This is a genomic window from Pseudomonas sp. GW821-FHT05D12 (assembly GCF_059419825.1).
Genome location: NZ_JBWKSN010000008.1, coordinates 27390 through 47441, shown reverse-complemented (window position 1 = coordinate 47441; position 20052 = coordinate 27390). Strand labels below are relative to the sequence as shown.

The window sequence follows — 20052 nt, the reverse complement described above, 5'->3', positions numbered from 1 at the left end:
AGCAACCCCGCTCCCACATTGTCGATCATTCTCAGGACTTGAGGCCCGAAGTCTACTTGAGACTAGCCTCGACCTTCTGTGCCACATTCTCGGGCAGCCACGCCTTCCACACTTCCGGGTGTTCCTTGAGGAACACCTGCGCAACTTCTCGAGGCGCGGTGTGATTTTCGCTCATGGTTGCCAGGGCTTTGTTCAGCGGGTCAATCGGGAACTCGACCTTCTCGAAAAAGCTGGCAATCTGCGGATGTTCCTTCTGGAATGGCGTGGACACGCCGATACTCAATTTGGAAGCCAGCGAGCGAGTCGGTTTGGGATCAGGGTTGTCCGCATCCGTCAGCGTCTTCCACGCCTCGGCGTCAAACGGTGGCTCTTCCAACTGGATCAGCTTGTAGCGCCCCATCAACGGCGTCGGTGACCAGTAGTAGAACAGCACCGGTTTGCCACGCCGAATAGACGAGGCAATCTCGGCATCCAGCGCTGCGCCGGAGCCGCTGCGGAAGTTCACGTAGCTGTCATCCAGGCCGTAGGCCTTGAGTTTCTGCTTGTTGACCACTTCCGAGGTCCAGCCGATGGGGCTGTTGAGAAAGCGTCCCTTGCCCGGGGATTCCGGGTCCTTGAACACGTCCTTGTATTGCGCCAGGTCCTTCACGCTCTTGAGGCCCGGCGCCAGCGGCTTGATGCCCTTGGCCGGGTCGCCCTTGACCACGTATTCCGGCACCCACCAGCCTTCGGTGGCTCCTTTGACCGTATCTCCCAGGCCCACCACTTTGCCTTCGGCCTCGGCCTTGACCCACACCGGGCTGCGGCCGGCCCACTCTTCGCCGATGACCTGGATATCATTCTTGGCCAGCGCGGTTTCCAGGGTGATGGTCGTGCCAGGCAAGGTGTCGGTAGGCAAGTCGTAGCCCTTTTCGACAATTACCCGCAGTACTTCGGTAATCAGGCTGCCGCTTTCCCAGTTCAGGTCGGCGAAATGTATCGGCGCCTCGGCTGCGGATACCGGCAACGCCGCCACGGACAGGCCGAGGGTCGTCAGGGATGCAGCCAACAACGTTTTCAATCCTTTCATGCCTTCGCACCTCGCGATAATGCAGCAACCAGCGGGCGGCTTTGCTGACTATGCGCGAAGCCTCTGAATAGTTAAGTCAACTCAACTGTAGTAGAGGTTCCGGGAGACATCGGATGTTCGTGGTATGGGCGGATTACTCGCTGGCCTTGAAGGTCACCAGTTCACCCTTGCGCCACTTGGCGGCCTTGCCGGTCACGGCCTTCAGGGTTTTGGTCAAGCCTTCCTGCAGTTGCTCATTCGCGGCAAACACCAGCATCACGCTGTGGCCTTCCTTGAAGACGATGCCCTGGCCGTCGGCCGAAGAAACAAAGGCATAGTCGCCCAGGCCATACACCGTCAACTTGATGTCGCGAAACTTCAATTCAAACTTGCCGCCTTCACGACTGGGCAATACCGCCGCACGGAAATGATCACCCACTTTGAGTTCCAGGCGGGGCTTGTCATCCACCACCATCGCCGCTTCGGTATCGATTTCGGCGATGTAGATGCCTTCCGGCGTCTGTTCAGTGATGTAGACAAAACGGGATTGAAACTGCTTGACCAACTTTGCGCGCAAATCACCCAGCACAAATAACGCGTGCATATCCAGATTACTGACTGCCAAGGAAACGCCCCCACATCGAAAAGAGCGCTGTCCGCCAGAGCGGGCAGCACAAAAAAACGGCCATCACGGCGCGTGCATACAACACATTCACATTGAAAAAACTGAAGAAGATCCTGCTGTCGCGCCATAAGACTAGTACAGACGTACGCGATGGACCTTGTGCAAGGTCATCAGGCACCACAGGAGATCACAGGTTCCACGGCCCGAGAATACGGACCGACCAACTTCAGAAGATAACCCAGTTAAAAATGCAGTTTTCCGACACCCAACACAAAAATACATACCTGGCATGGAACCGCGCGCCAGCTGCCGACGACAATACTAAAACAGCTGCACCGATCAAAACTACTCAAAACGCTGCAGATGGGTCAACCGAATTGATCGAAAGGAACAGTCCATGCAACGACCAACCTACGACACTCTGTCCTCGAACACTCGTTCATCATGCCAGGACGAGGCGCAATACTACCGCTTGCGCGGCTACGACGGGTACTCGGATTCAGTTCTTTACCAAGTGGTACCGGCCGGCCGCAACTTCTTTCATATCCGAGAAGTGCTCAGCGGTCGGATCAGAGGCTTTCGCAGTAACCATATCAAGGCGTGCGAACTGGCCAAAGAGCTCGAGGCCGTCCTGCATCAGCCGCATGGAGGCATCGTTTCGTCACCTTGATGACTTTACTGCGCCGCCGACCCGCAACAACTGCCATACTGGCCCGTCCACTGAACTTTGTCCCTCCGGGCCAGGTTTCACCAGTGCAGTTATCTCCAAGGGAAGGCTATACGTGACGGAATTTGATATCGGCGAATTTTTCATCCATGGCGATGCACGAGAGGTAGACGGTGAGTTTCAAGCGGTGATCGTGATGCGGGCCAAGCCACCGCTGACCACTGTCACCACCCACCAGGTGGAAAAAGACCGCTGGTTCAAAACCGTGGATGCCGCCGCCATTGCTGCCAAGGACGCCGCCAAGGCGCTCAAGAGCGCAGTCGATGCCGGTGCGCTGAACTCCTGAGCAACAAATTCGAACTCCGCCGCGCCACGAACCTCCCATGCATAACGACCACCCTGCATGGAGAACGATATGGACGCGCCAATCCCAACACTTGAAACCCTGTTTGATCAACTGGGCCTGGATTCATCCCCAGAAGCCATCGATACGTTCATTGCCAGCAACCCGTTGCCCGAGGACGTGAAACTGATCGATGCTCCCTTCTGGACGCCCCAGCAAGCGGCATTCCTCAAGGAAGAGCTGCGCGATGACGCCGAATGGGCGATCGCGGTGGATGAGCTGAATCAACGCCTGCATCAACCTCACTAAGCGCAGATCAATGCAGGCTGTCGGACTGCTCCAGGCGCAACAGCGCCTGCCAGGCCGCCCTGCATTCCTCGGCTTCATCACGGCTGGCGAACGCCGTGCCGCGCTGCTCACCGTTGAGCAATACCACCCAGCAGGCTTTCTGACCCAGTGCCCGCAGGGTCGGCGGTACGCCACTGCCAATCATCACGGCGACATCGACTTTGGTTTGCATGGAGTTTCTCCGCAATATTAGTTAGCTGGCTAACAATGTTGGCCATGCTACGGTTTTCTTCCAGTAGGAAAAAGCTATCCCCGGAATAGCTCCCTTGCATAAACCGCAATAATCCTCAACGCCCGCCCTTCACGCCCTCGGGTTTATAACCCAGGCGCAAGCCGCCCCAATGCCGGCCCTTGACCATGATCGGCACCGACAGGTCATGCATCAGCTCACCGGTATCGCGGGTGTAAGTCTGCAGCAAGACCGCCTGCTGATGGCTGCCGCAGCGAATCCCGGTGCGGTCCTCGAATTTCCGCTTGGTGCGATTCTGCACCGCATCCACTTGGACATCGCCGGTCAGCGCCTGGGAAAACGCCTTGTTGTGCGTCGGCACATAGCCTTGCGGCGTACACGCAATGGCGAATACCAGGCCTTCATGACGTGGCAGCAACGCCTCCTGGATTGCCGGCAACACTTGGTCGGTGTAGCCATCGAAACGGCTGTGGTACTTGCTTGGCTGGGTGTTGGGAATCAGCGTGTAGCTGCGGTCGAACAGGTCATCCAGGCTGATACGGTTCTGCTGCACATCAGCCTCGAATTGCGCGGCAATCCGGCTGGCGCCTTCGCGCGCCAGGTCGTAGATGCGCTGGTGATAGTCATCCAGCCCGACTTCCGCCAGGCGTTCGCTGATGGTTTCGGCCTGGCCTTCCATCTGCACGGCGGCCTCGGCCAGTTGACGGGTTTGCTGGTCGCTCACGGCCAAGTCGCTGCGCATCTGCTCCACGGCATGGAACAGGCTGTCGAGCTGGGTGCGGTTGGTGTCGGTGCCCTGGGCGATTTCATTGACCTGGCCTTCGACACTGGCGGCCAGGCTGGCAATGGTGTGCAAATGCTCGCCAGCATGTTCCACCTGCTCGACGCCGGTGTGCAAATCCGCCGACAGCTGGCGAATCTGTTCTACCACCTGGGCCGTGCGTTGCTGGATATCGGCCACCATCACCCCGACCTCATCAGTCGCCGTCGCCGTGCGACCGGCGAGCCCGCGCACTTCATCCGCCACCACCGCGAACCCGCGCCCATGTTCACCGGCCCGCGCGGCTTCGATGGCCGCGTTGAGCGCCAGCAGGTTGGTCTGGCTGGCGATGGACTGAATCACCAGGGTCACCCGCTGGATTTCCTCGCTGCGCTGGCTCAAGGCTTCGATCAGCTCGCGGCTGGCATTCGCGCGCTGGCTGAGCTGGTGCATGCGGGTGATCGACTCGGCCAATACTTCCCGGCCTTCAGTGCTGCGTTGATGGGCCTGGCTGGCCGCCCCGAGGGCTTCGCGGCTGAGTTGCGAAGTGAGCTTTTCGGTGCCGATCATCACTTCGGCACTGCTGACAATCTGCTTGGCCGCGCCCAGTTGCGACTGCAGGCGCGCCGCCAGTTGCTTGACCGAATAGGCCACGCCGGCTGCGGAGAGTGCGTTATGGCTGGTGGTGTAGGACAGGTCGCGCGTCAGCTCGGCCATTGCATCGATGGCGTCGGCCGTGGCCACCTGGGGTGTACGTTTTTTCAGGCTCGGCAGCCAGATCACCAGCAGCGCCAATGCCAGGCAGAGGTAGATCGGCAGGCTGGCGAACGTCAGGCCCAGCAGTACCAGCACCAGGGCGGCGCTCTGCAAAAGTGGCGTCAGCCAGCCGGGCAACCCGCGCACCACCGTGTGGGGTGGCACTGCTGCGCCCATCAGAGATCCGTCTCCAGCCATCTTCGTTACCCCACTGCTTGTCGTTATTGTCGCTGCATTAAACGCCACTATCGGGCCATTATCCATGGGCCTTTAGTGGGGTGGCTTGCAGCAGATCAATAGACGGGGCGTAACGGGTCTTTCTCCGGGGAACCGCGCAGGCGATCCCCCGCTTCAACGCATCAGGCTTGGCGCTGGTGCTTGTCGATCTGCTCGTGGCGCTCTTGCGCTTCGATGCAGTACTTGGTGGTCGGGCTGATCAGCAGGCGCTTGAGGCCGATAGGCTCGCCGCTGTCATCACACCAGCCGAAGGAATCTTCCTTGATGCGTTCCAGGGCACGCTCAAGCTGCGGCAGCATGCGCTGGTCGCGGTCAATGGCGTTTACCAGCCAGGTACGCTCTTCTTCTACAGAAGCGGCGTCAGCCGGGTCGGCCGGGGTGTCCAGGCTTTCAATGGCGATACGGTTCTGTTCAATGCGCTCGTGGTGTTCCACTTTCATGTCTTGCAGCAGCTGCTCGAAAAAAGCGTGCTGTTCGGCATTCATGTAGTCATCCGCCGGCATGGCCAGCAACTTTTCCTTTGTCATTGATTTCTCTATAAAAAATACGTGCATTAAGGCGAATAAGGGAGCGTTCCGGAAGGCCTGTGCAGGTCTCGGAAAGGCGCCGTCCATTTCAAGCGCCACCCGGCACTCAATTTACGAGGGGCGGCAGTCTAAGGCCGACTTGAGGGCTCAGCAACTGAAATGACAGGCATTTTTTCCGATATAACCCCAAAAGGCACCAGGACGGGCTTGGCGAATGGTTATCGGAGTGCGTTTATAGCAGGAAATTTCATAAAGCAGCTATAAGCCGCAAGCTGCAAGCGACAAGCTGTAAGGCTCATTCAACTGGCAGCGTGCGACTTATCGCTGGTAAGCGCCGTTCAGCGTTTGAGTTTGCGCTTGTTGCGGTACTGGTCGATCACCACCGCGACCACGATGATCAGGCCCTTGATGATGTCCTGGATGTACGCGTCCACCCCGACAAAGGTAAACCCGCTGGCCATCACCCCGAGGATCAGCGCGCCGATCACGGTGCCGGTGATGCGCCCTACCCCGCCCGCCAGGCTGGTGCCGCCGATCACCGCGGCGGCGATCGCATCCAGCTCATAGGACATGCCCATGCCGGCCTGGCCGGTGGCGGCGCGCGCCGAGGCGACCACGCCAGCCAGGCCTGCGAGCAACCCGGCAATGCTGTAGACGATGATCAGGTGGCGCTTGACGTTGATCCCCGAGGTGCGCGCCGCCTGCATGTTGCCGCCGATGGCGTAGGTGTACTTGCCGTACTTGGTGTAGCGCAGGGCGATATGGAAAATCACCGCCACCACCAGGAAGATAATCACCGGCATCGCCCCGTGACCAATGGCCGTGTACGAATCCGAGAGCATGCTCACCGGCTGGCCTTCGGTGTAGTAACGCGCCAGGCCACGGGCCGAGACCATCATGCCGAGGGTGGCAATAAAGGGCGGGATACCGGTGACGGCAATGATGCTGCCGTTGATCGCACCCGCCAGCAGCCCCACGCCCAGGCCCATTGCCACCGGAATCCACACCGGCAAATCGGTCAGCGAAGGGAACACCGCGCGGGAAAAGTCGGAAGTCTGCGCCAAACTGGCGGCAATCATCGCCGACAGCGCCAGCACCGAGCCCGAGGACAAGTCGATCCCCGTGGTGATGATCACCTGGGTCACGCCAATCGCGAGCAGACCGATGATCGATACCTGCAGGATCATCAGCACCAGGCGCTGGGAGTTCATCAGGAAGCTTTGGTCACGCACGATCCAGCCGAACAGTTCAAACACCAGGCCGATACCGATCAGCACCAGGAAGATGCTCAGTTCGGTCGGCAGCCGCCGACGATGCTTGGTCGGGACCGTCGCAGGCTTGTTATCTGTTATCGCGTTCATCACCCATCACCTTCTTATTCTGTGGCACGGGCCAACCGCAGGCCCGCGCTGGCTATGCTTCAGTGGACCGCCGTCATACCGGAGGCCAGCTGCATGACTTTTTCCTGGGTCGCTTCGGCGCGGTCCAGGGTGCCCATCAGTTCACCTTCGTGCATCACCATCACCCGGTCGCTCATGCCCAGCACTTCAGGCAGCTCGGAGGAAATCATGATCACCGCCATGCCTTCGCTGGCGAGGAAAGAGATCAAGCGATAAATCTCGGCCTTGGCACCGACGTCGATGCCGCGGGTCGGCTCGTCGAGGATCAACAGCCGTGGGTTGGTCATCAGCCAGCGCGCCAGCAAGGCTTTCTGCTGGTTGCCGCCCGACAGCGTGTCGATGCACTGCTCCAGGGACGGCGTCTTCACCCGCAGCTTCTTGCACATGTCTTCGCACAGCGCACGCAGGGCTTTCTGCTGGATAAAACCGTTGCCCGAATAATGTGGCAGCACGGCCATTTCCATGTTCTCCAGCACCGACAGGCACGGGAACAGACCACTGAGCTTGCGGTCCTCGGTCAACAGCGCGAAGCCTTTTTCGATGGCCATGTGCGGGTCGCTGATGCGCACCGGCTTGCCGTCGAGTTCAATCTGCCCGCCGTCGCTTGGGGTGATGCCGAAAATGGTTTCCGCCACATTGGTGCGGCCCGAGCCCATCAGCCCGGCGATGCCGAGAATCTCGCCGGCATGCAAGTCGAAGGACACGTCCTTGAACACGCCATCCAGGCGCAGGTCGCGCACCGACAGCAGCAGCTCGCCGATGGGCGTCTCGCGCACCGGGAACAGCTGGCTCAGCTCGCGCCCCACCATCATCGAGATCAGGCTGTCGCTGTTCATGCTATCGGCGCGTTGCAGGCCGATGTACTGGCCGTCGCGGAACACCGCGACTTCATCGGCGATGGCGAACACTTCATTCATTTTATGCGTGATGTAGACAATGCCTTTGCCCTGGGACTTGAGGTCGGCAATGATCGAAAACAGGTGGGCCACTTCCTTTTCGGTAATGGCTGAAGTCGGTTCATCCATGATCAGGATGTCGGAGTCATAGGACACGGCCTTGGCAATCTCGACCATCTGCCGCTCGGCGATGCTCAGGTTGCCCACCTGTTCCTCAGGGTCCAGGTTGATGCGCAGACGCGCCAGCAACTCGGCGGTGCAGCGGTGCATTTCGCGGTGGTTGACCATGTGCAGGCTGTTGAGCTGCTCGCGGCCGATCCAGATATTTTCGGCGATGCTCATGTGCGGCATCAGGTTGAGTTCCTGGTGGATCATCGCGATCCCCGCCTTCTGTGCCGCCAGCGGTGTTTCAAACACGATCGGCTTGCCACGCAGGCGGATTTCCCCGGCGTCGGGCTGGTAGATGCCGGCGATGATCTTCATCAACGTCGACTTGCCCGCACCGTTCTCGCCCATCAGCGCCAGCACCGAACCTGGGCGGACGCGCAATTGCACATCGGCCAGGGCCACGACGCCGGGAAAGCCTTTGCTGATATTGAGGATTTCCAGCAGGTAGGGTTCTTCCGGCAGCAGGGGCTGGAGACCGGGCGGCTGCACGACAGTGGCTTGAGCAAGCATAGGGAGGTACTCCATCTGCAGGGCGGCCAACGCCGCCCTGCCGGCTTATTGTTGTTATGTCAGGGCTACTTGAAGTCTTTGACGTTGTCCGGGGTGATCAGCTGGAACGGGATCACCACGTTCTGCTCGATCGGCTCGTTCCTGGCCATCTTGCGCGCCGTCTCCACCGACTTGTCCGCCTGGCCCTTGGCATCCTGGAAGGCCGACACGGTCATGTCACCCTTGGTGATCGCATTCAAACCGTCCGGCGTGCCGTCTACACCGGCGATCAACACGCCCTTCTTACCTGCCGACTTCAAGGCCATGGCGGCGCCGATGGCCATCTCATCGTTGTTCGACAGCACCGCCTGGAAGTCGCGACCCTGGGTCAGCCAGTCGTTGACCAGGGTCATGCCCTTGTCACGCAGCCAGATCCCGGTCTGCTCCTGTTCGACCTTGATGCCTGGGTACTTGGTCAGGACCTCCTTCACGCCCTTGGTACGGTTGGTGGTGGAGTTGTTCGCCAGGTCACCCAGCAGGATCACAATGTTGCCCTTGCCGCCGAGTTTTTCCGCGATGTACTGCATCTGCAGCTTGCCGGCCTCGACGTCGTCGGAGGTCACTGCCGCGACACCTGGGGCCAACGTTGGGCTGTCAGGGCGGCGGTTGACGAACACCAGCGGGATTTTCGCCGCCGTGGCGGCCTTGATGATGTTGCCGGTCGAGGCGGTGTCGACCGGGTTGACGATGATCGCGTCGACTTTCTGGCTGATAAAGTTCTCGACCTGGCTCAATTGCTTGACCACGTCGGCACGGGCGTCTTCGAATTGCAGCTGCACGCCGTCACCCTTGGGGTAGGACTTGGCTTGCTTGTCCATGTCCTCGCGCAGGTACGTCAGGAAGGTGTCATCGAACGCCGACATGCTCACGCCCACCTTGATATCGGCAGCGCTGGCGAAACCACTGGCGAGCAGCATGGACAAGGCCAGCGCGGTATAACGGATCGGGGTCTTCATGAACGGTCTGTCTCCACTTTCTTGTTGGTTTTTTGGACGTTGCGTTTATCAGAGCGAGGATGACGGCAATCGAACGATCGGTGCACCCGGAATGCAGCAGACCAGCGCGCCTTTGTTCTCGACGCACAGCACATTGAGGAAGGAGAAGTAAAACGGCCGGGCGCGGGGCAGGCCGCGTGGCGTGTGGGCAGGGCGTAAAACTCGCAGTACAGCGTTGAAGATTTTCATCTGACGGTACCTGGTTGTTTTTGATCTTGTTTTTGTCGAGTCGTCCGAAGCGGGTTCGAGACGTACTTTATGCAACCTGGAAAAGACTTTATTGGAAAATAATTTCCATATCAACCTGTTTTAGAATTTTATTCTATTTTTGTTGAAACCACCTGCTGGCGCTCGGCGCTCAGGCGTGCAGCATCCAATATACGGGTGCTTTCCAACGCGTCATAGGCATCCACGGGCAATGGCCCCTGCCCTTGCACGGCGGCTTGCAACTGGCGATAGAACTGGGTCCAGCAGCCCTTCTCCGAGGGCACGCGCTCGCGCTCCTCACCCTGCTCGAACCAGCCCCAGCGCCGATGCTCCTCGGCGCCCCAGTGCTCGCCTTCGGTCTTCGGCGATTTGCCCGCCATCAGCGCTTCTTCCTGGCCGTCGAGGCCTTCGACGGTGTAGCAGCCCAACGTCCCGCTGACGCGAAAACGCGGGGCCTGGCTGTTTTGCAGGGCGTTGCCCCACAGGTGGGAGACCACGCCATTGGCATGGGTCAGGGACACGAAGAAACCGTGGTCGAGGCTGGGATATTCCGGGCTGAACTGCAATTGCGCGAAGACCCGGCCCACCGGGCCGAACAACTGCAATGCCTGGTCCACCAGATGGCTGCCGAGATCACGCAGCCAGCCGCCCCCGCTGGCGTTGCCGACTGCCTGCGGGCTGTAGCGTTCGATGCGGGATTCGAAGCGGGTGATCGCGCCCAGGGCGCCGGCGTCGATCAGCTTGCGCAGGGTCAGGTAGTCCGAGTCCCAACGCCGGTTCTGATAGACGCTGAGCAGCACGCCCTGGCGCTCGGCGGCGGTGATCAGCGCCTGGGCCTGTTCGGCATTGCTGGCAAAGGGTTTGTCGCTGACCACCGCGACACCGTGCTCGATGGCTTCGAGCACCAGCGCCGGGCGGCCTTTGAGGGTGGTGGAAATCACCAGCGCGTCGACACCGGCTTCGACGATCTGGCCGATGCTGTCGAAGGCCTTCACACCTGGATGGTCAGTGCTCAATTGCTGGCGGCGCTCGGGTGAGCGCGTCACCACGCCGACAAAGGTGGCGCCTGGCAGCGTGGCAATCAGCGGCGCATGAAAGAAGCGCCCTCCATGGCCGTAGCCGACTAGTCCGATTCGCATGATCAACTCCTTGATTGAAGTGCAAACCCAATCAACTGTGGGAGGGGGCTTGCCCCCGATGGCGGAGTGTCAGTCAACCAGTTGTTATCTGACCCACCGCTATCGGGGGCAAGCCCCCTCCCACATTGACCGAGTGTTAGCCGTAGAACGCTGGGCGATCCGGCAGGCTGACCTTGACGATCTGCTCACTGCCCTGGGCCTCGATACACGCATCCGCCGCCACGGCGGCAGCAAAACCATCCCACGCCGACGGCCCGCCGACATGCCCCGCCCGCACGCTGTCGATAAAGGCCTGCAACTCGACGTCATACGCGCCGATAAATCGGTCCTTCCAATCCATCAGAATTGCATTCGACAGCTTGGCGCCACTGCGCAGTTGCACCTGGGACGGCTCCGGCAATTTGGCGATGCCGGTCTCCCCCACCACTTCGCACTGGATGTCGTAGCCGTACTGGCAGTTGACGAACACTTCGACGTCGATGCGCGTGCCCTTGACCGTCTCCAGCAACACGATCTGCGGGTCGCGCAGGTGGGCCAGGGCCTTGCTGGTCTTGCGTGGGAACACCACTTGGACCGACACGTAGTCGTCGTTGAGCAACCAGCGCAACACATCCAGCTCATGGATCAAGGTGTCGGTAATCGCCATGTCGGTCTTGTAGTTCTCGCCCACCGTCGGGTTGCGGTGCGCGCAATGCAGCATCAACGGCTCACCGATCTGGCCGCTGTCGATCACGGCTTTAAGGGCGCGGTAGCCTTCGTCATACGGGCGCATGAAGCCGACTTGCACCAGGCGTTTGCCGTAGGCGACCTCGGCATCGACGATCTTGCGGCAGCCTTCGGCAGTCACCGCCAGCGGTTTTTCGCAGAACACCGGCTTGCCGGCGGCGATGGCGGCGAGCACAAACGCTTCGTGGCTCGGGCCCCAGGAAGTCACCAGCACCGCCTCGACCTGCGGCGAGTTGATCAACGCAAGGCCGTCCGGGTACACCTCGGCGGTAAGCTTCAGCTCCGCGACCACTTTGGCGGCCTGCTCCAGGTTGATGTCGGTCACCGCCACCACCTGGCTGTTGAGCAGGGTCTGGCTGCAACGGCGAATATGGTCGCGGCCAATGGCGCCGGTACCGATCACTCCAAGCTTCAAAGACATGCAAACACTCCTCTTGTTATTAGTACTGCCGGGCCTTCGCCAGGTGTTCATTGAGTTTTTTCGCCGCCGCGTTCGTGCGTTCGCTGGTCGACACCTGCGCCACGCCGACGCGCCACCACGACAGGTAGCCGTGGACCATGGTCTTGGGCAGGACCTTGATATCGATCAGTGTCGACACGCTTTGCGTGCGGGCATCGGCCAGGGCCGCTTCCAGTTGTTCGACGCTGCTGACCTTGTACGTCTTGCAGCCATAGGCCGCCGCGCTCATGGCGAAATCCACCGGCACCAGGCCGCCATCGAGCTTGCCGCTCTCGGGGTTGCGGTAGCGGAATTCGGTGCCGAAGCTGTCCATGCCATTGCCGATCTGCAGGTTGTTGATGCACCCGAACGCCATGTTGTCGAGCAGCACCACATTGATCTTGCGCCGCTCCTGAATCGAGGTGGCCAACTCCGAGTGCAGCATCATGTAGGAGCCATCGCCGACCAGCGCATACACCTCTTTGCTCGGCTCGGCCAGTTTCACCCCCAGGGCTGCGTTGATCTCGTAGCCCATGCACGAGTAGCCGTATTCGACGTGATAGGTGTTCACACCCTTGCTGCGCCAGGCGCGCTGCAGGTCACCGGGCAGGCTGCCGGCGGCGGCGACGATGATTGCGTCGTCGGCCAGGTGCTGGTTGAGCACGCCGAGCACGCGGCTCTGGGTCAGGCATGAGCCGGTCAGCTCGATAAACTCGCGCAGCACGGCGCGGTCCAGGTGGTCATCCACTTCGGGCACGAAGTCGTCGCCCTGGTATTCGACCTGGTGCACACGATCGACTTCGGCGTCCAGCTGGGCCTTGGCGTCGCGTACTTGCTCGCCCCAGCCGGAACGGTAATCACCGAGGGCCTGGGCCAGGGCTTCGAGGCCGACCTTGGCGTCGGCCAGCACTTGCACGCCGTCGAGTTTCACCGCGTCGCAGGGGCTGATATTGAGGTTGAGAAACTTCACGTCGGCGTGCTTGAACAGCGACTTCGACGAAGTGGTGAAGTCGGTGTAACGGGTGCCGATGCCGATGATCAGGTCCGCCTCGGGCGCCAGCAGGTTGGCGGCCAGGCAGCCGGTTTCACCGATGCCGCCGACGTTCAGCGGATGGCTGGAGACCACCGCGCTCTTGCCGGCCTGGGTTTCGGCGAAGGGAATGTCAAAGCGTTCGGCAAACGCCTGCAGCGCGGCATTCGCGCCGGAATACTTGACCCCGCCCCCGCAGATGATCAGCGGTTTGCGTTTGCCCCGGAAAGCCGCCAGCGCATCGCCGATCATCGCCGTGGTCGCCGGACGGCGGTCGATACGGTGCACGCGTTTCTGCAGGAAATAATCCGGATAATCCCAGGCTTCAGCCTGCACATCCTGCGGCAGGGCCAGGGTGACCGCGCCGGTTTCCGCCGGGTCGGTGAGCACGCGCATGGCGTGGATCGCCGCGGTCATCAGCTGCTCGGGGCGGTTGATGCGGTCCCAGTATTTGCTCACCGAACGGAAGGCATCGTTGGTGCTGATGCTCAGGTCGTGGAATTGCTCGATCTGTTGCAGCACCGGGTCGGGCTGGCGGCTGGCGTAGACATCGCCGGGCAACAGCAGCAGCGGGATGCGGTTGGCCGTGGCGGTCGCGGCGGCAGTCAGCATGTTTGCCGCGCCCGGCCCTACGGACGCGGTGCACGCGTAGATCTTGCGACGCAGGTGCTGCTTGGCGAACCCGATGGCGGCGTGGGCCATGCCCTGCTCGTTGCGGCCCTGGTGCACTACCAGGTCACCGCTGTCCTGCTCCAGCGCCTGGCCGAGGCCCAGCACATTGCCGTGGCCGAAAATCGTGAACACGCCGGCCACGAACTTGCTCTGTACGCCATCGACTTCGATGTATTGGTTATCCAGAAACTTCACCAGGGCCTGGGCCATGGTCAATCGTGTTGTACTCATGTTCGCACCTTGTATGAATGCAAATCTGTCGATCAACAGTGATCCAATGTGGGAGCGGGCTTGCTCGTGAATGCGGTGTGTCAGATACACAATCCTTGACTGATACACCGCCTTCGCGAGCAAGCCCGCTCCCACCGTTCTGTCGGCGTCAGGTCCGGGAGCTTTGCAAGTGGGCGATGCTCGCGCCCAGCGCCTGCTGGATATCCGCCAATGCATGCACGCTTTCGGCAAACGGCTCGAACGACAGGTAGCCGCTGTAACCGCTGCTGAGCAAGGTGTCGATCTGCGCCGCATTGCCGAGGATGTCGCCCTCGCCCACCAGCACGCGGTGGCCGTCACGGATCGAATTCAGCGGGGCCTCGGCATCCTCCACCCCGGAGATATGCACCAGGCCGGTCAACTGCGGGAAGAATTCCTGCTCGCTCGCCAGGTGATGGTGAAAGGTGTCGTGCACCAGGCGGAATACATCCAGCCCGCCGATGGACTGGATCGCGTCCACCGCCACGCGTTTGCGGCGCAGCGCACACTCTTCAAAACCCAGCGGCTCGATAAAACCGAGGATGCCGTACTCACGCAGGATCGGCGCCAGTTCGCTCAATGCGGTGCGCAACCCGGCAGCGCGCTGGGCGTCGTTGCGGCTATCGCCGCGCTCATTCAATGGGCACATTACCAGGCCCTGGGCGCCGCATTCGCGGGCATAGGTGGCGAGCGTGATCGCCTGGGCGCGGCGCTCGTCGTTCCACACATCAAAGGGGTACAGCGCGTTGATCGACAGCACGGTGATGCCCTGCACCGCGCAGAGTTCACGCACGCGACTGGCCGGGGTGCCGTATTCGATGTCGTGGCCCTTGAGGTCGTTGCGGATCTCGATGGCATCGCACTTGAGGGACGCCGCCAACTGGATGAAATCCGGCAGGGACAGGTTGGGCGCAACCATGCGATTCAGGGCAAAACGTAGAGGCGACTTCATTATTGTTGTTCTCCGCTCAAACCGATTAGAGATCCAGCAGCCAGCTGTGCTGCGGGTCGTTATGGAAATGCCAGGCGCGCTTGGGGCCGGCCATCACGTTCAGGTAATACGATTCATAGCCATACGGCACGCTGACCGGGTGATACCCCTTGGGCACCACCACCAGGTCGCTGTTTTCCACGGCCATGGCCTGGTCGATGCTGCGATCGTCGGTGTACACGCGCTGGAACACGAAGCCCTGGGGCGGGTTGATCTGGTGGTAGTAGGTTTCTTCCAGGAAGCTCTGGTGCGGCAGGTCATCGGTATCGTGCTTGTGCGGCGGGTAGCTCGACGAGTGCCCGGACGGCGTGCGCACTTCCACCACCAGCAGCGAATGGGCCGGCTCGCTGTCGGGCAGGATGTCGCACACATAGCGAGTATTGGCAGCCTTGCCGCGCACGCTGCGCTTGCAGTCTTCAGGCCGAATCAGGCGCGGGGTGTAGCCGCTGGCACCCGGCGCGGCGCACACCGCGATCTGCACATCGCTCAGGGCGGTGACCTGGGCGTCGGTGCCCGGCGGCAGGTAGGCGGCGAACGGGGACTTGTCTTCGAACACCGACTGGCGATCGCCGAGGTTCTGCCAGCTGAAGCCCTCGCCTTCAATGTTCACCCGCCCGCTGAGCAGCACCAGGCACAACTCCTGGTCGCCGGCGGTGACCGGCAGGGTTTCGCCCAGGCTCAGGCGGTAGGCGGCAAAGCCCACGTACTCCAGGCGGCCCTCTTCCAGGGCAACCATGGTTTGTCCGCGTTTACTGCTTTTGACCAGCAAGCTCATGGTGCAGTCCTCTCGCTCAGAAGTGCGCGCAAGGTGTCGTAACCCTTTTTCGCATAGATATAGCTGGGCGCCACGGCCGGGTCCTGCTCGGCCTCCACCACCAGCCAGCCCTCGTACTTCGCGGCCAGCAGCTCATCGAGCAACGGCGCGAAGTCGATATCACCGTCGCCGGGCACGGTGAAGGTGCCGTTGACGATGCAGTCGGGGAAGCTCCACATCTGGTTACGCGCCAGTTGCACCACGGGTTTGCGCACATCCTTGAAGTGCACGTGGCAGACGCGGTCGATGTGCTTGCGCAGCACCTCGAGGGGTTCGCCGCCGCCCATGTAGCAGTGCCCCGAATCGAACAACAGGCCGACTTCCGGGCCGGTGCGTTGCATCAATTGGTCGATGTCTTGCGGGGACTCGACGTAGGCGCCCATATGATGGTGGTAGGCCAGGCGCACGCCCTGGGACAGGGTAAAGCGTGCCAGCTCGGTGAGTTTGTCGGCATAGTCCTGCCAGGCCTGCTCGCTGTGAAAACGCGGGCGTTCGATCAGGCGAATGCGTGAGCCCTGGATCGAGTCGGCGACTTCACCGTACACCAGCACCTTGGCGCCATTGAGTTTGAGCAACTCGACATGCCCGGCGATGGCTTCGATTTCTTCAGCCACCGAGCGGCGGGCCAGGCGGCTGGAGTACCAGCCGGAGACCAGCGCCAGGTCGTAGGGGCGCAGCACATCGCCAACGCCCTTGGCATCCTTGGGGAATTTGCCGTTGAGTTCAAAACCTTCGTAGCCGATGTCCTTGCCTTCGCTCAGGGCGGTGCTCAGGGGCGTTTCTCCGCCCAGGGCCGGCAGGTCGTCGTTACTCCAGGAGATCGGGTTGATGCCAATTCGGATTGCGGGCATGGCTGCACCTTTATTATTTTCAGGTATCACTGAGATCTGCTTAATGTGGGAGCTGGCTTGCCGGCGATACGGGCAACTCGGGCCTTCAGATACACCGAGTTGATGCCTTCGCAGGCCAGCCAGCCCCCACATTGGACTGCATTTCAAATGGGCGGCTGGGTTCAGCCCCTGGCACTGCGCCAGGCGTTGATCAGTTGTTCGAAGGTGGCCTGCACTTGTTGGATCAGCGTTTCATCGTCGATCTCCCCCGCCATCCACGCGCGGCTTGGCTCCTGGAAGATCGTGCGACCCACGGCGAAGCCCCGGCAGGTGGTGCTGTGGCTGGCTTGCTGGAAGCCATCGGCGAGAAACTCGGCCGAAGCGTTCAGGCCCAGCAGCACCACACCACGGCAGTACGGGTCGCGCTCCTGGATCAGCTCGTCGAGCTTTTTCCAGGTCGCGGCCGACTGCGCCTCGATCTTCCACCACGCCGGGTAGATCCCCAGGTTGTACAAACGCTTGAGGCTGCGGTAGAGCACATCCGGGTACGTGGACGGGTGATCCTTGGGCGGGATGACTTCCAGCAGCAGTTCATGCCCGCTGACCAGCGAGGCCTCGTACACCGCCTTGAGTTGCGCCTCCTGTTCCAGGCGCAGCAGCGGCTCGTCGTCGGGGTGGAATTGCACCAGGCACTTGATGATCTGTTCCTGCGGCCAGGCGATCAGGTTGCTGCCGACCGAACGGCCGTGCTCGAACGCCAGCGGGCGCGAGTTCTGCACTTCCACCGGGCGTGCGATCCACCAGCCACGGCCACTGGCGGCGTTGAGCGCGTCCTGGCCGAAGCGCTGGTCGGCCAGCAGGCCCACATCGGCCTCGATACCTTGCTCGGCAAGCTTGTGTTCCACGCGTTCAATGGCCTGGATAAACAGCTGCTTGATGTCACTGATCCGGCTCGGGTCCTGGCCACCGCGTTGCGCCAGGTCCACCAGTTGCCAGCGGTGGTCGAAGGCAAACACGAACAGCTGCTTCCAGGTCTTGCGCGGCACGCTGACACGGTGCAGGCGTTGCAGGGTCACGTCCTGGTCCGGGCGGGTAATCGGCACCGGGCTGTTGAACAGGTATTCCAGCTCCGCCGGGGTCGGCATTGCCGGGGCGCAGGCGTGCCGGGACACCACCAGGCCACCGCAGGCATTGGCCAACTGGCTGCAGCGTTCATCGCTGGCATCCTTCAGCCAACCGCTGAGGAAGCCGGACATAAAGGCATCGCCGGCGCCGAGTACGTTGAGCACTTCAACGCGCACGCCGGGATAAATCGCACCGTCCTCCAGGCGCGCGGGGATAGCGCCGTGGATCACCGTGCACCCCTGCGGACCGAGCTTGACCACCAGGGTCGCCGGGGTCAGGTCACGTACGGTACGCAATGCCGTGAGCAGGTCTTCACTGCCGCCGGCGATGAGGAATTCTTCTTCGGTGCCGACGATCAGGTCAAAACGCGGCAGGATTTTCTGCACGTGCTGGCTGACATTCTGGTCGGCGACAAACCGGGTCTCGCCATCGGCCTTGCCCGCCAGGCCCCACAGCACCGGGCGGTAGTCGATATCCAGCACGCGCTTGACGTTGTGCTTGGCCGCGTAGTCGAGAGCCTGGATGCTGGCCTTGTAGACGCCGTCGGTGGAGAAATGCGTGCCGGTAATCAGCAGGGCCTTGCTGGAGGCGATAAAGGCTTCGTTGATGTCTTCGGCACGCAACGCCATGTCGGCGCAATTTTCGCGGTAGAACACCAGGGGGAAGGTTTCGCGGTCCTTGAGGCCGAGCAGCACCAGGGCGGTGAGGCGCTCCGGGTCGACCTTGATGCCGCTGACATCGCAGCCCTCGCGGGCCAGGGATTCCACCAGGAAGCGGCCCATGTGGTCGTCCCCGACCCGGCTCAGCATCGCTGACTTGAGCCCAAGCCTGGCAGTGCCGAAGGCGATGTTGGCGGAGGAACCGCCGAGGTATTTGGCAAAGCTGGACACGTCCTCAAGCCGTGCACCGACTTGCTGTGCATAGAGGTCGACGCCCAGGCGCCCGAGGCAAATCAGATCCAATTGACGCCCACTGGCAAAACGAGTCTGGCCCATGCTGGCTCCTGTTATTTTTATCAGCCTGCGTTGTGCCGCCGTGGCGACGGCAAACGCTCTTGGTGGGAGCAGACTAGAACGTCCGGCGGCCGCAATCAATATTTATTCCATAATTATTTTTAGTGGAATATTTTTTCCAATACGCCAGCATAGGGGCACGCCAGCCCCCGTGCATCGTTTCAGCAGGCCAGCGGGGCCGTGATGCCGGGGTATTTTTTTGCGCCTACCCTGTAGACTTGCGCCACCCATCAGCGCATCAGAAGAACACGCCAGAAGGATTGCCCATGTCCCGCACCGATCCCGAGACCACCCTGGAAGGAACCATCGCCAGCCCTCCGATCAATGCCGAACGCCTGTTGCAGCTGATCACCGACGAATACGAAAGCCTGCCGCGCCAGCTCAAGCGCATCGCCAGCTACATGAGCCAGCAGAGCGACCGGATCATGGTCGACCGCATCAGTGATATCGCCCGTGAATGCGAAGTGCATCCGTCGGCCATCGTGCGGTTTTCCCAGCGTTTCGGCTTCAGCGGGTTCAGTGAGATGCAGGCGCTGTTTCGCGAGGCCTACACCCACAAGACCACGCCGGTACAGAACTACCAGCAGCGCATCCGCAGCATGATCGCCAACAAGTCGCAGAAGGCCAGCGGCGGCGACCTGGCGCGTGAATGCGTGAATGCCACGCTGTCGGGCATCGAGCGCCTGGGGCTGGAGCTGGATGACACGGCCTTCGAGAAAGCCGTGGACCTGGTGGTCAACGCCGACAATATCTACGTGGTTGGCGTGCGCCGTTCCTTTGCGGTCGCCGACTACCTGGTCTACAACCTGCAGCACACCAACAAGCGCATCCACTTGATCTCCGGGCTGGGCGGCAGTTACCGCGAGCAGATGCGCAGCGTGCGCGCCAATGACCTGGTGATTGCGATCAGCTTCACGCCCTACGGCAAAGAGACCCAGCACTGCCTGCGCATTGCCCAGCATCACCAGGCCAAGACCCTGATCATCACCGACAGCAACTTGTCGCCGCTGGCCAAGCGGGCGAACGCGGTACTGTTGGTGAATGAGGGGTCGTCGTTTGCGTTCCGCTCGTTGAGCGCCACCCTGTGCCTGTGCCAGGCCTTGTTTATTGCAGTGGCGTACCGGTTGGAATTGAAGGTGGATGAGATCCACGAGCAGGTCGGGTTTGATGACTGATCCCAACGGCACGGGGATTGTGCTGGAAACCGGGCTTGTCGTGGTGAGCGGGCCTGTTGTGGCGAGCGGGCTTGCCCCGCGTTGGGCTGCGTAGCAGCCCTTATCAAGCAGAATGCGGTGTGCCAGGTATATA

General features: G+C 61.2%; 20 protein-coding genes. 4 read left to right on the top strand and 16 right to left on the bottom strand.

What is annotated here, in order from left to right; translation table 11 throughout:
* Window positions 1-52 precede the first annotated feature (52 nt).
* Together AC07SI_RS16435 and AC07SI_RS16430 are read right to left on the bottom strand one after the other, a co-directional pair.
* Complete coding sequence (locus AC07SI_RS16435; RefSeq protein WP_495006097.1) at window positions 53-1069, bottom strand: ABC transporter substrate-binding protein; 1017 nt, start codon at window positions 1067-1069, stop codon at window positions 53-55.
* 133 nt (window positions 1070-1202) lie between these two features.
* The gene (locus AC07SI_RS16430; protein ID WP_065906313.1) at window positions 1203-1652 is read right to left on the bottom strand and encodes a hypothetical protein; all 450 of its coding nucleotides are present in this window, start codon (window positions 1650-1652) and stop codon (window positions 1203-1205) included.
* Between the two features lie 418 nt (window positions 1653-2070).
* On the opposite strand from AC07SI_RS16430, the gene AC07SI_RS16425 reads away from it, so the two are divergent.
* The 3 genes from AC07SI_RS16425 (at window position 2071) to AC07SI_RS16415 (ending at window position 2992) form a co-directional block, all read left to right on the top strand.
* Complete coding sequence (locus tag AC07SI_RS16425) at window positions 2071-2343, top strand: hypothetical protein (RefSeq protein WP_083221447.1); 273 nt, start codon at window positions 2071-2073, stop codon at window positions 2341-2343.
* A gap of 112 nt (window positions 2344-2455) precedes the next feature.
* Window positions 2456-2686, top strand: coding sequence for a hypothetical protein (locus AC07SI_RS16420; protein WP_034104424.1), 231 nt, complete (start codon window positions 2456-2458; stop codon window positions 2684-2686).
* Between the two features lie 69 nt (window positions 2687-2755).
* Window positions 2756-2992, top strand: a complete 237-nt coding sequence (locus AC07SI_RS16415; RefSeq protein WP_065906311.1) for a DUF2789 domain-containing protein — start codon at window positions 2756-2758, stop codon at window positions 2990-2992.
* Between the two features lie 7 nt (window positions 2993-2999).
* On the opposite strand, the gene AC07SI_RS16410 is transcribed toward AC07SI_RS16415, so the two are convergent.
* The 14 genes from AC07SI_RS16410 to AC07SI_RS16345 form a co-directional block, all read right to left on the bottom strand.
* Window positions 3000-3203 carry a hypothetical protein gene (locus AC07SI_RS16410; protein WP_065906309.1) on the bottom strand — a complete coding sequence of 68 codons (204 nt, stop codon included), beginning with the start codon at window positions 3201-3203 and terminating at the stop codon, window positions 3000-3002.
* 115 nt (window positions 3204-3318) lie between these two features.
* The gene (locus AC07SI_RS16405; protein ID WP_495006190.1) at window positions 3319-4551 is read right to left on the bottom strand and encodes a methyl-accepting chemotaxis protein; all 1233 of its coding nucleotides are present in this window, start codon (window positions 4549-4551) and stop codon (window positions 3319-3321) included.
* Between the two features lie 545 nt (window positions 4552-5096).
* A complete protein-coding gene (locus AC07SI_RS16400) occupies window positions 5097-5501 on the bottom strand; it encodes a TraR/DksA family transcriptional regulator (RefSeq protein WP_010564800.1) in 405 nt (134 codons plus the stop codon).
* 338 nt (window positions 5502-5839) lie between these two features.
* Window positions 5840-6862, bottom strand: coding sequence for an ABC transporter permease (locus AC07SI_RS16395; RefSeq protein ID WP_065906306.1), 1023 nt, complete (start codon window positions 6860-6862; stop codon window positions 5840-5842).
* 59 nt (window positions 6863-6921) lie between these two features.
* Window positions 6922-8475, bottom strand: a complete 1554-nt coding sequence (locus AC07SI_RS16390; RefSeq protein ID WP_065906305.1) for a sugar ABC transporter ATP-binding protein — start codon at window positions 8473-8475, stop codon at window positions 6922-6924.
* 65 nt (window positions 8476-8540) lie between these two features.
* On the bottom strand, window positions 8541-9470 hold the full coding sequence (locus AC07SI_RS16385) for a sugar ABC transporter substrate-binding protein (RefSeq protein WP_065906304.1): 930 nt from the start codon (window positions 9468-9470) through the stop codon (window positions 8541-8543).
* 48 nt (window positions 9471-9518) lie between these two features.
* Window positions 9519-9698 carry a hypothetical protein gene (locus AC07SI_RS16380; protein ID WP_083221446.1) on the bottom strand — a complete coding sequence of 60 codons (180 nt, stop codon included), beginning with the start codon at window positions 9696-9698 and terminating at the stop codon, window positions 9519-9521.
* Window positions 9699-9826: 128 nt separating this feature from the next.
* Entirely contained in the window at window positions 9827-10855 is a 1029-nt protein-coding gene (locus tag AC07SI_RS16375; protein WP_495006096.1) for a Gfo/Idh/MocA family protein, read from the bottom strand.
* Between the two features lie 136 nt (window positions 10856-10991).
* The gene (gene iolG, locus AC07SI_RS16370; RefSeq protein WP_106804222.1) at window positions 10992-12002 is read right to left on the bottom strand and encodes a bifunctional inositol 2-dehydrogenase/D-chiro-inositol 1-dehydrogenase; all 1011 of its coding nucleotides are present in this window, start codon (window positions 12000-12002) and stop codon (window positions 10992-10994) included.
* Window positions 12003-12021: 19 nt separating this feature from the next.
* The gene (gene iolD / locus AC07SI_RS16365) at window positions 12022-13953 is read right to left on the bottom strand and encodes a 3D-(3,5/4)-trihydroxycyclohexane-1,2-dione acylhydrolase (decyclizing) (RefSeq protein WP_213550752.1); all 1932 of its coding nucleotides are present in this window, start codon (window positions 13951-13953) and stop codon (window positions 12022-12024) included.
* A gap of 148 nt (window positions 13954-14101) precedes the next feature.
* Window positions 14102-14923 carry a TIM barrel protein gene (locus AC07SI_RS16360; RefSeq protein WP_495006095.1) on the bottom strand — a complete coding sequence of 274 codons (822 nt, stop codon included), beginning with the start codon at window positions 14921-14923 and terminating at the stop codon, window positions 14102-14104.
* A gap of 25 nt (window positions 14924-14948) precedes the next feature.
* Complete coding sequence (gene iolB, locus AC07SI_RS16355; protein WP_065906288.1) at window positions 14949-15737, bottom strand: 5-deoxy-glucuronate isomerase; 789 nt, start codon at window positions 15735-15737, stop codon at window positions 14949-14951.
* A complete protein-coding gene (iolE, locus tag AC07SI_RS16350; RefSeq protein WP_495006094.1) occupies window positions 15734-16627 on the bottom strand; it encodes a myo-inosose-2 dehydratase in 894 nt (297 codons plus the stop codon). Before iolE ends, iolB begins: the two co-directional genes overlap by 4 nt.
* A gap of 161 nt (window positions 16628-16788) precedes the next feature.
* Window positions 16789-18726, bottom strand: a complete 1938-nt coding sequence (locus AC07SI_RS16345; protein WP_495006093.1) for a bifunctional 5-dehydro-2-deoxygluconokinase/5-dehydro-2-deoxyphosphogluconate aldolase — start codon at window positions 18724-18726, stop codon at window positions 16789-16791.
* A 284-nt stretch (window positions 18727-19010) separates the two neighbouring features.
* On the opposite strand from AC07SI_RS16345, the gene AC07SI_RS16340 reads away from it, so the two are divergent.
* Window positions 19011-19919, top strand: coding sequence for a MurR/RpiR family transcriptional regulator (locus AC07SI_RS16340; RefSeq protein WP_065906283.1), 909 nt, complete (start codon window positions 19011-19013; stop codon window positions 19917-19919).
* The last annotated feature ends 133 nt before the right edge of the window (window positions 19920-20052 follow it).

Bases quoted from the DNA above. Each gene is read 5' to 3' on its own strand.
- AC07SI_RS16435 (WP_495006097.1), bottom strand. From the start codon at position 1,069: ATGAAAGGATTGAAAACGTTGTTGGCTGCATCCCTGACGACCCTCGGC.
- AC07SI_RS16430 (WP_065906313.1), bottom strand. From the start codon at position 1,652: ATGCACGCGTTATTTGTGCTGGGTGATTTGCGCGCAAAGTTGGTCAAG.
- AC07SI_RS16425 (WP_083221447.1), top strand. From the start codon at position 2,071: ATGCAACGACCAACCTACGACACTCTGTCCTCGAACACTCGTTCATCA.
- AC07SI_RS16415 (WP_065906311.1), top strand. From the start codon at position 2,756: ATGGACGCGCCAATCCCAACACTTGAAACCCTGTTTGATCAACTGGGC.
- AC07SI_RS16410 (WP_065906309.1), bottom strand. From the start codon at position 3,203: ATGCAAACCAAAGTCGATGTCGCCGTGATGATTGGCAGTGGCGTACCG.
- AC07SI_RS16405 (WP_495006190.1), bottom strand. From the start codon at position 4,551: ATGATCGGCACCGAAAAGCTCACTTCGCAACTCAGCCGCGAAGCCCTC.
- AC07SI_RS16400 (WP_010564800.1), bottom strand. From the start codon at position 5,501: ATGACAAAGGAAAAGTTGCTGGCCATGCCGGCGGATGACTACATGAAT.
- AC07SI_RS16395 (WP_065906306.1), bottom strand. From the start codon at position 6,862: ATGAACGCGATAACAGATAACAAGCCTGCGACGGTCCCGACCAAGCAT.
- AC07SI_RS16390 (WP_065906305.1), bottom strand. From the start codon at position 8,475: ATGCTTGCTCAAGCCACTGTCGTGCAGCCGCCCGGTCTCCAGCCCCTG.
- AC07SI_RS16385 (WP_065906304.1), bottom strand. From the start codon at position 9,470: ATGAAGACCCCGATCCGTTATACCGCGCTGGCCTTGTCCATGCTGCTC.
- AC07SI_RS16380 (WP_083221446.1), bottom strand. From the start codon at position 9,698: ATGAAAATCTTCAACGCTGTACTGCGAGTTTTACGCCCTGCCCACACG.
- AC07SI_RS16375 (WP_495006096.1), bottom strand. From the start codon at position 10,855: ATGCGAATCGGACTAGTCGGCTACGGCCATGGAGGGCGCTTCTTTCAT.
- iolG (WP_106804222.1), bottom strand. From the start codon at position 12,002: ATGTCTTTGAAGCTTGGAGTGATCGGTACCGGCGCCATTGGCCGCGAC.
- iolD (WP_213550752.1), bottom strand. From the start codon at position 13,953: ATGAGTACAACACGATTGACCATGGCCCAGGCCCTGGTGAAGTTTCTG.
- AC07SI_RS16360 (WP_495006095.1), bottom strand. From the start codon at position 14,923: ATGAAGTCGCCTCTACGTTTTGCCCTGAATCGCATGGTTGCGCCCAAC.
- iolB (WP_065906288.1), bottom strand. From the start codon at position 15,737: ATGAGCTTGCTGGTCAAAAGCAGTAAACGCGGACAAACCATGGTTGCC.
- iolE (WP_495006094.1), bottom strand. From the start codon at position 16,627: ATGCCCGCAATCCGAATTGGCATCAACCCGATCTCCTGGAGTAACGAC.
- AC07SI_RS16345 (WP_495006093.1), bottom strand. From the start codon at position 18,726: ATGGGCCAGACTCGTTTTGCCAGTGGGCGTCAATTGGATCTGATTTGC.
- AC07SI_RS16340 (WP_065906283.1), top strand. From the start codon at position 19,011: ATGTCCCGCACCGATCCCGAGACCACCCTGGAAGGAACCATCGCCAGC.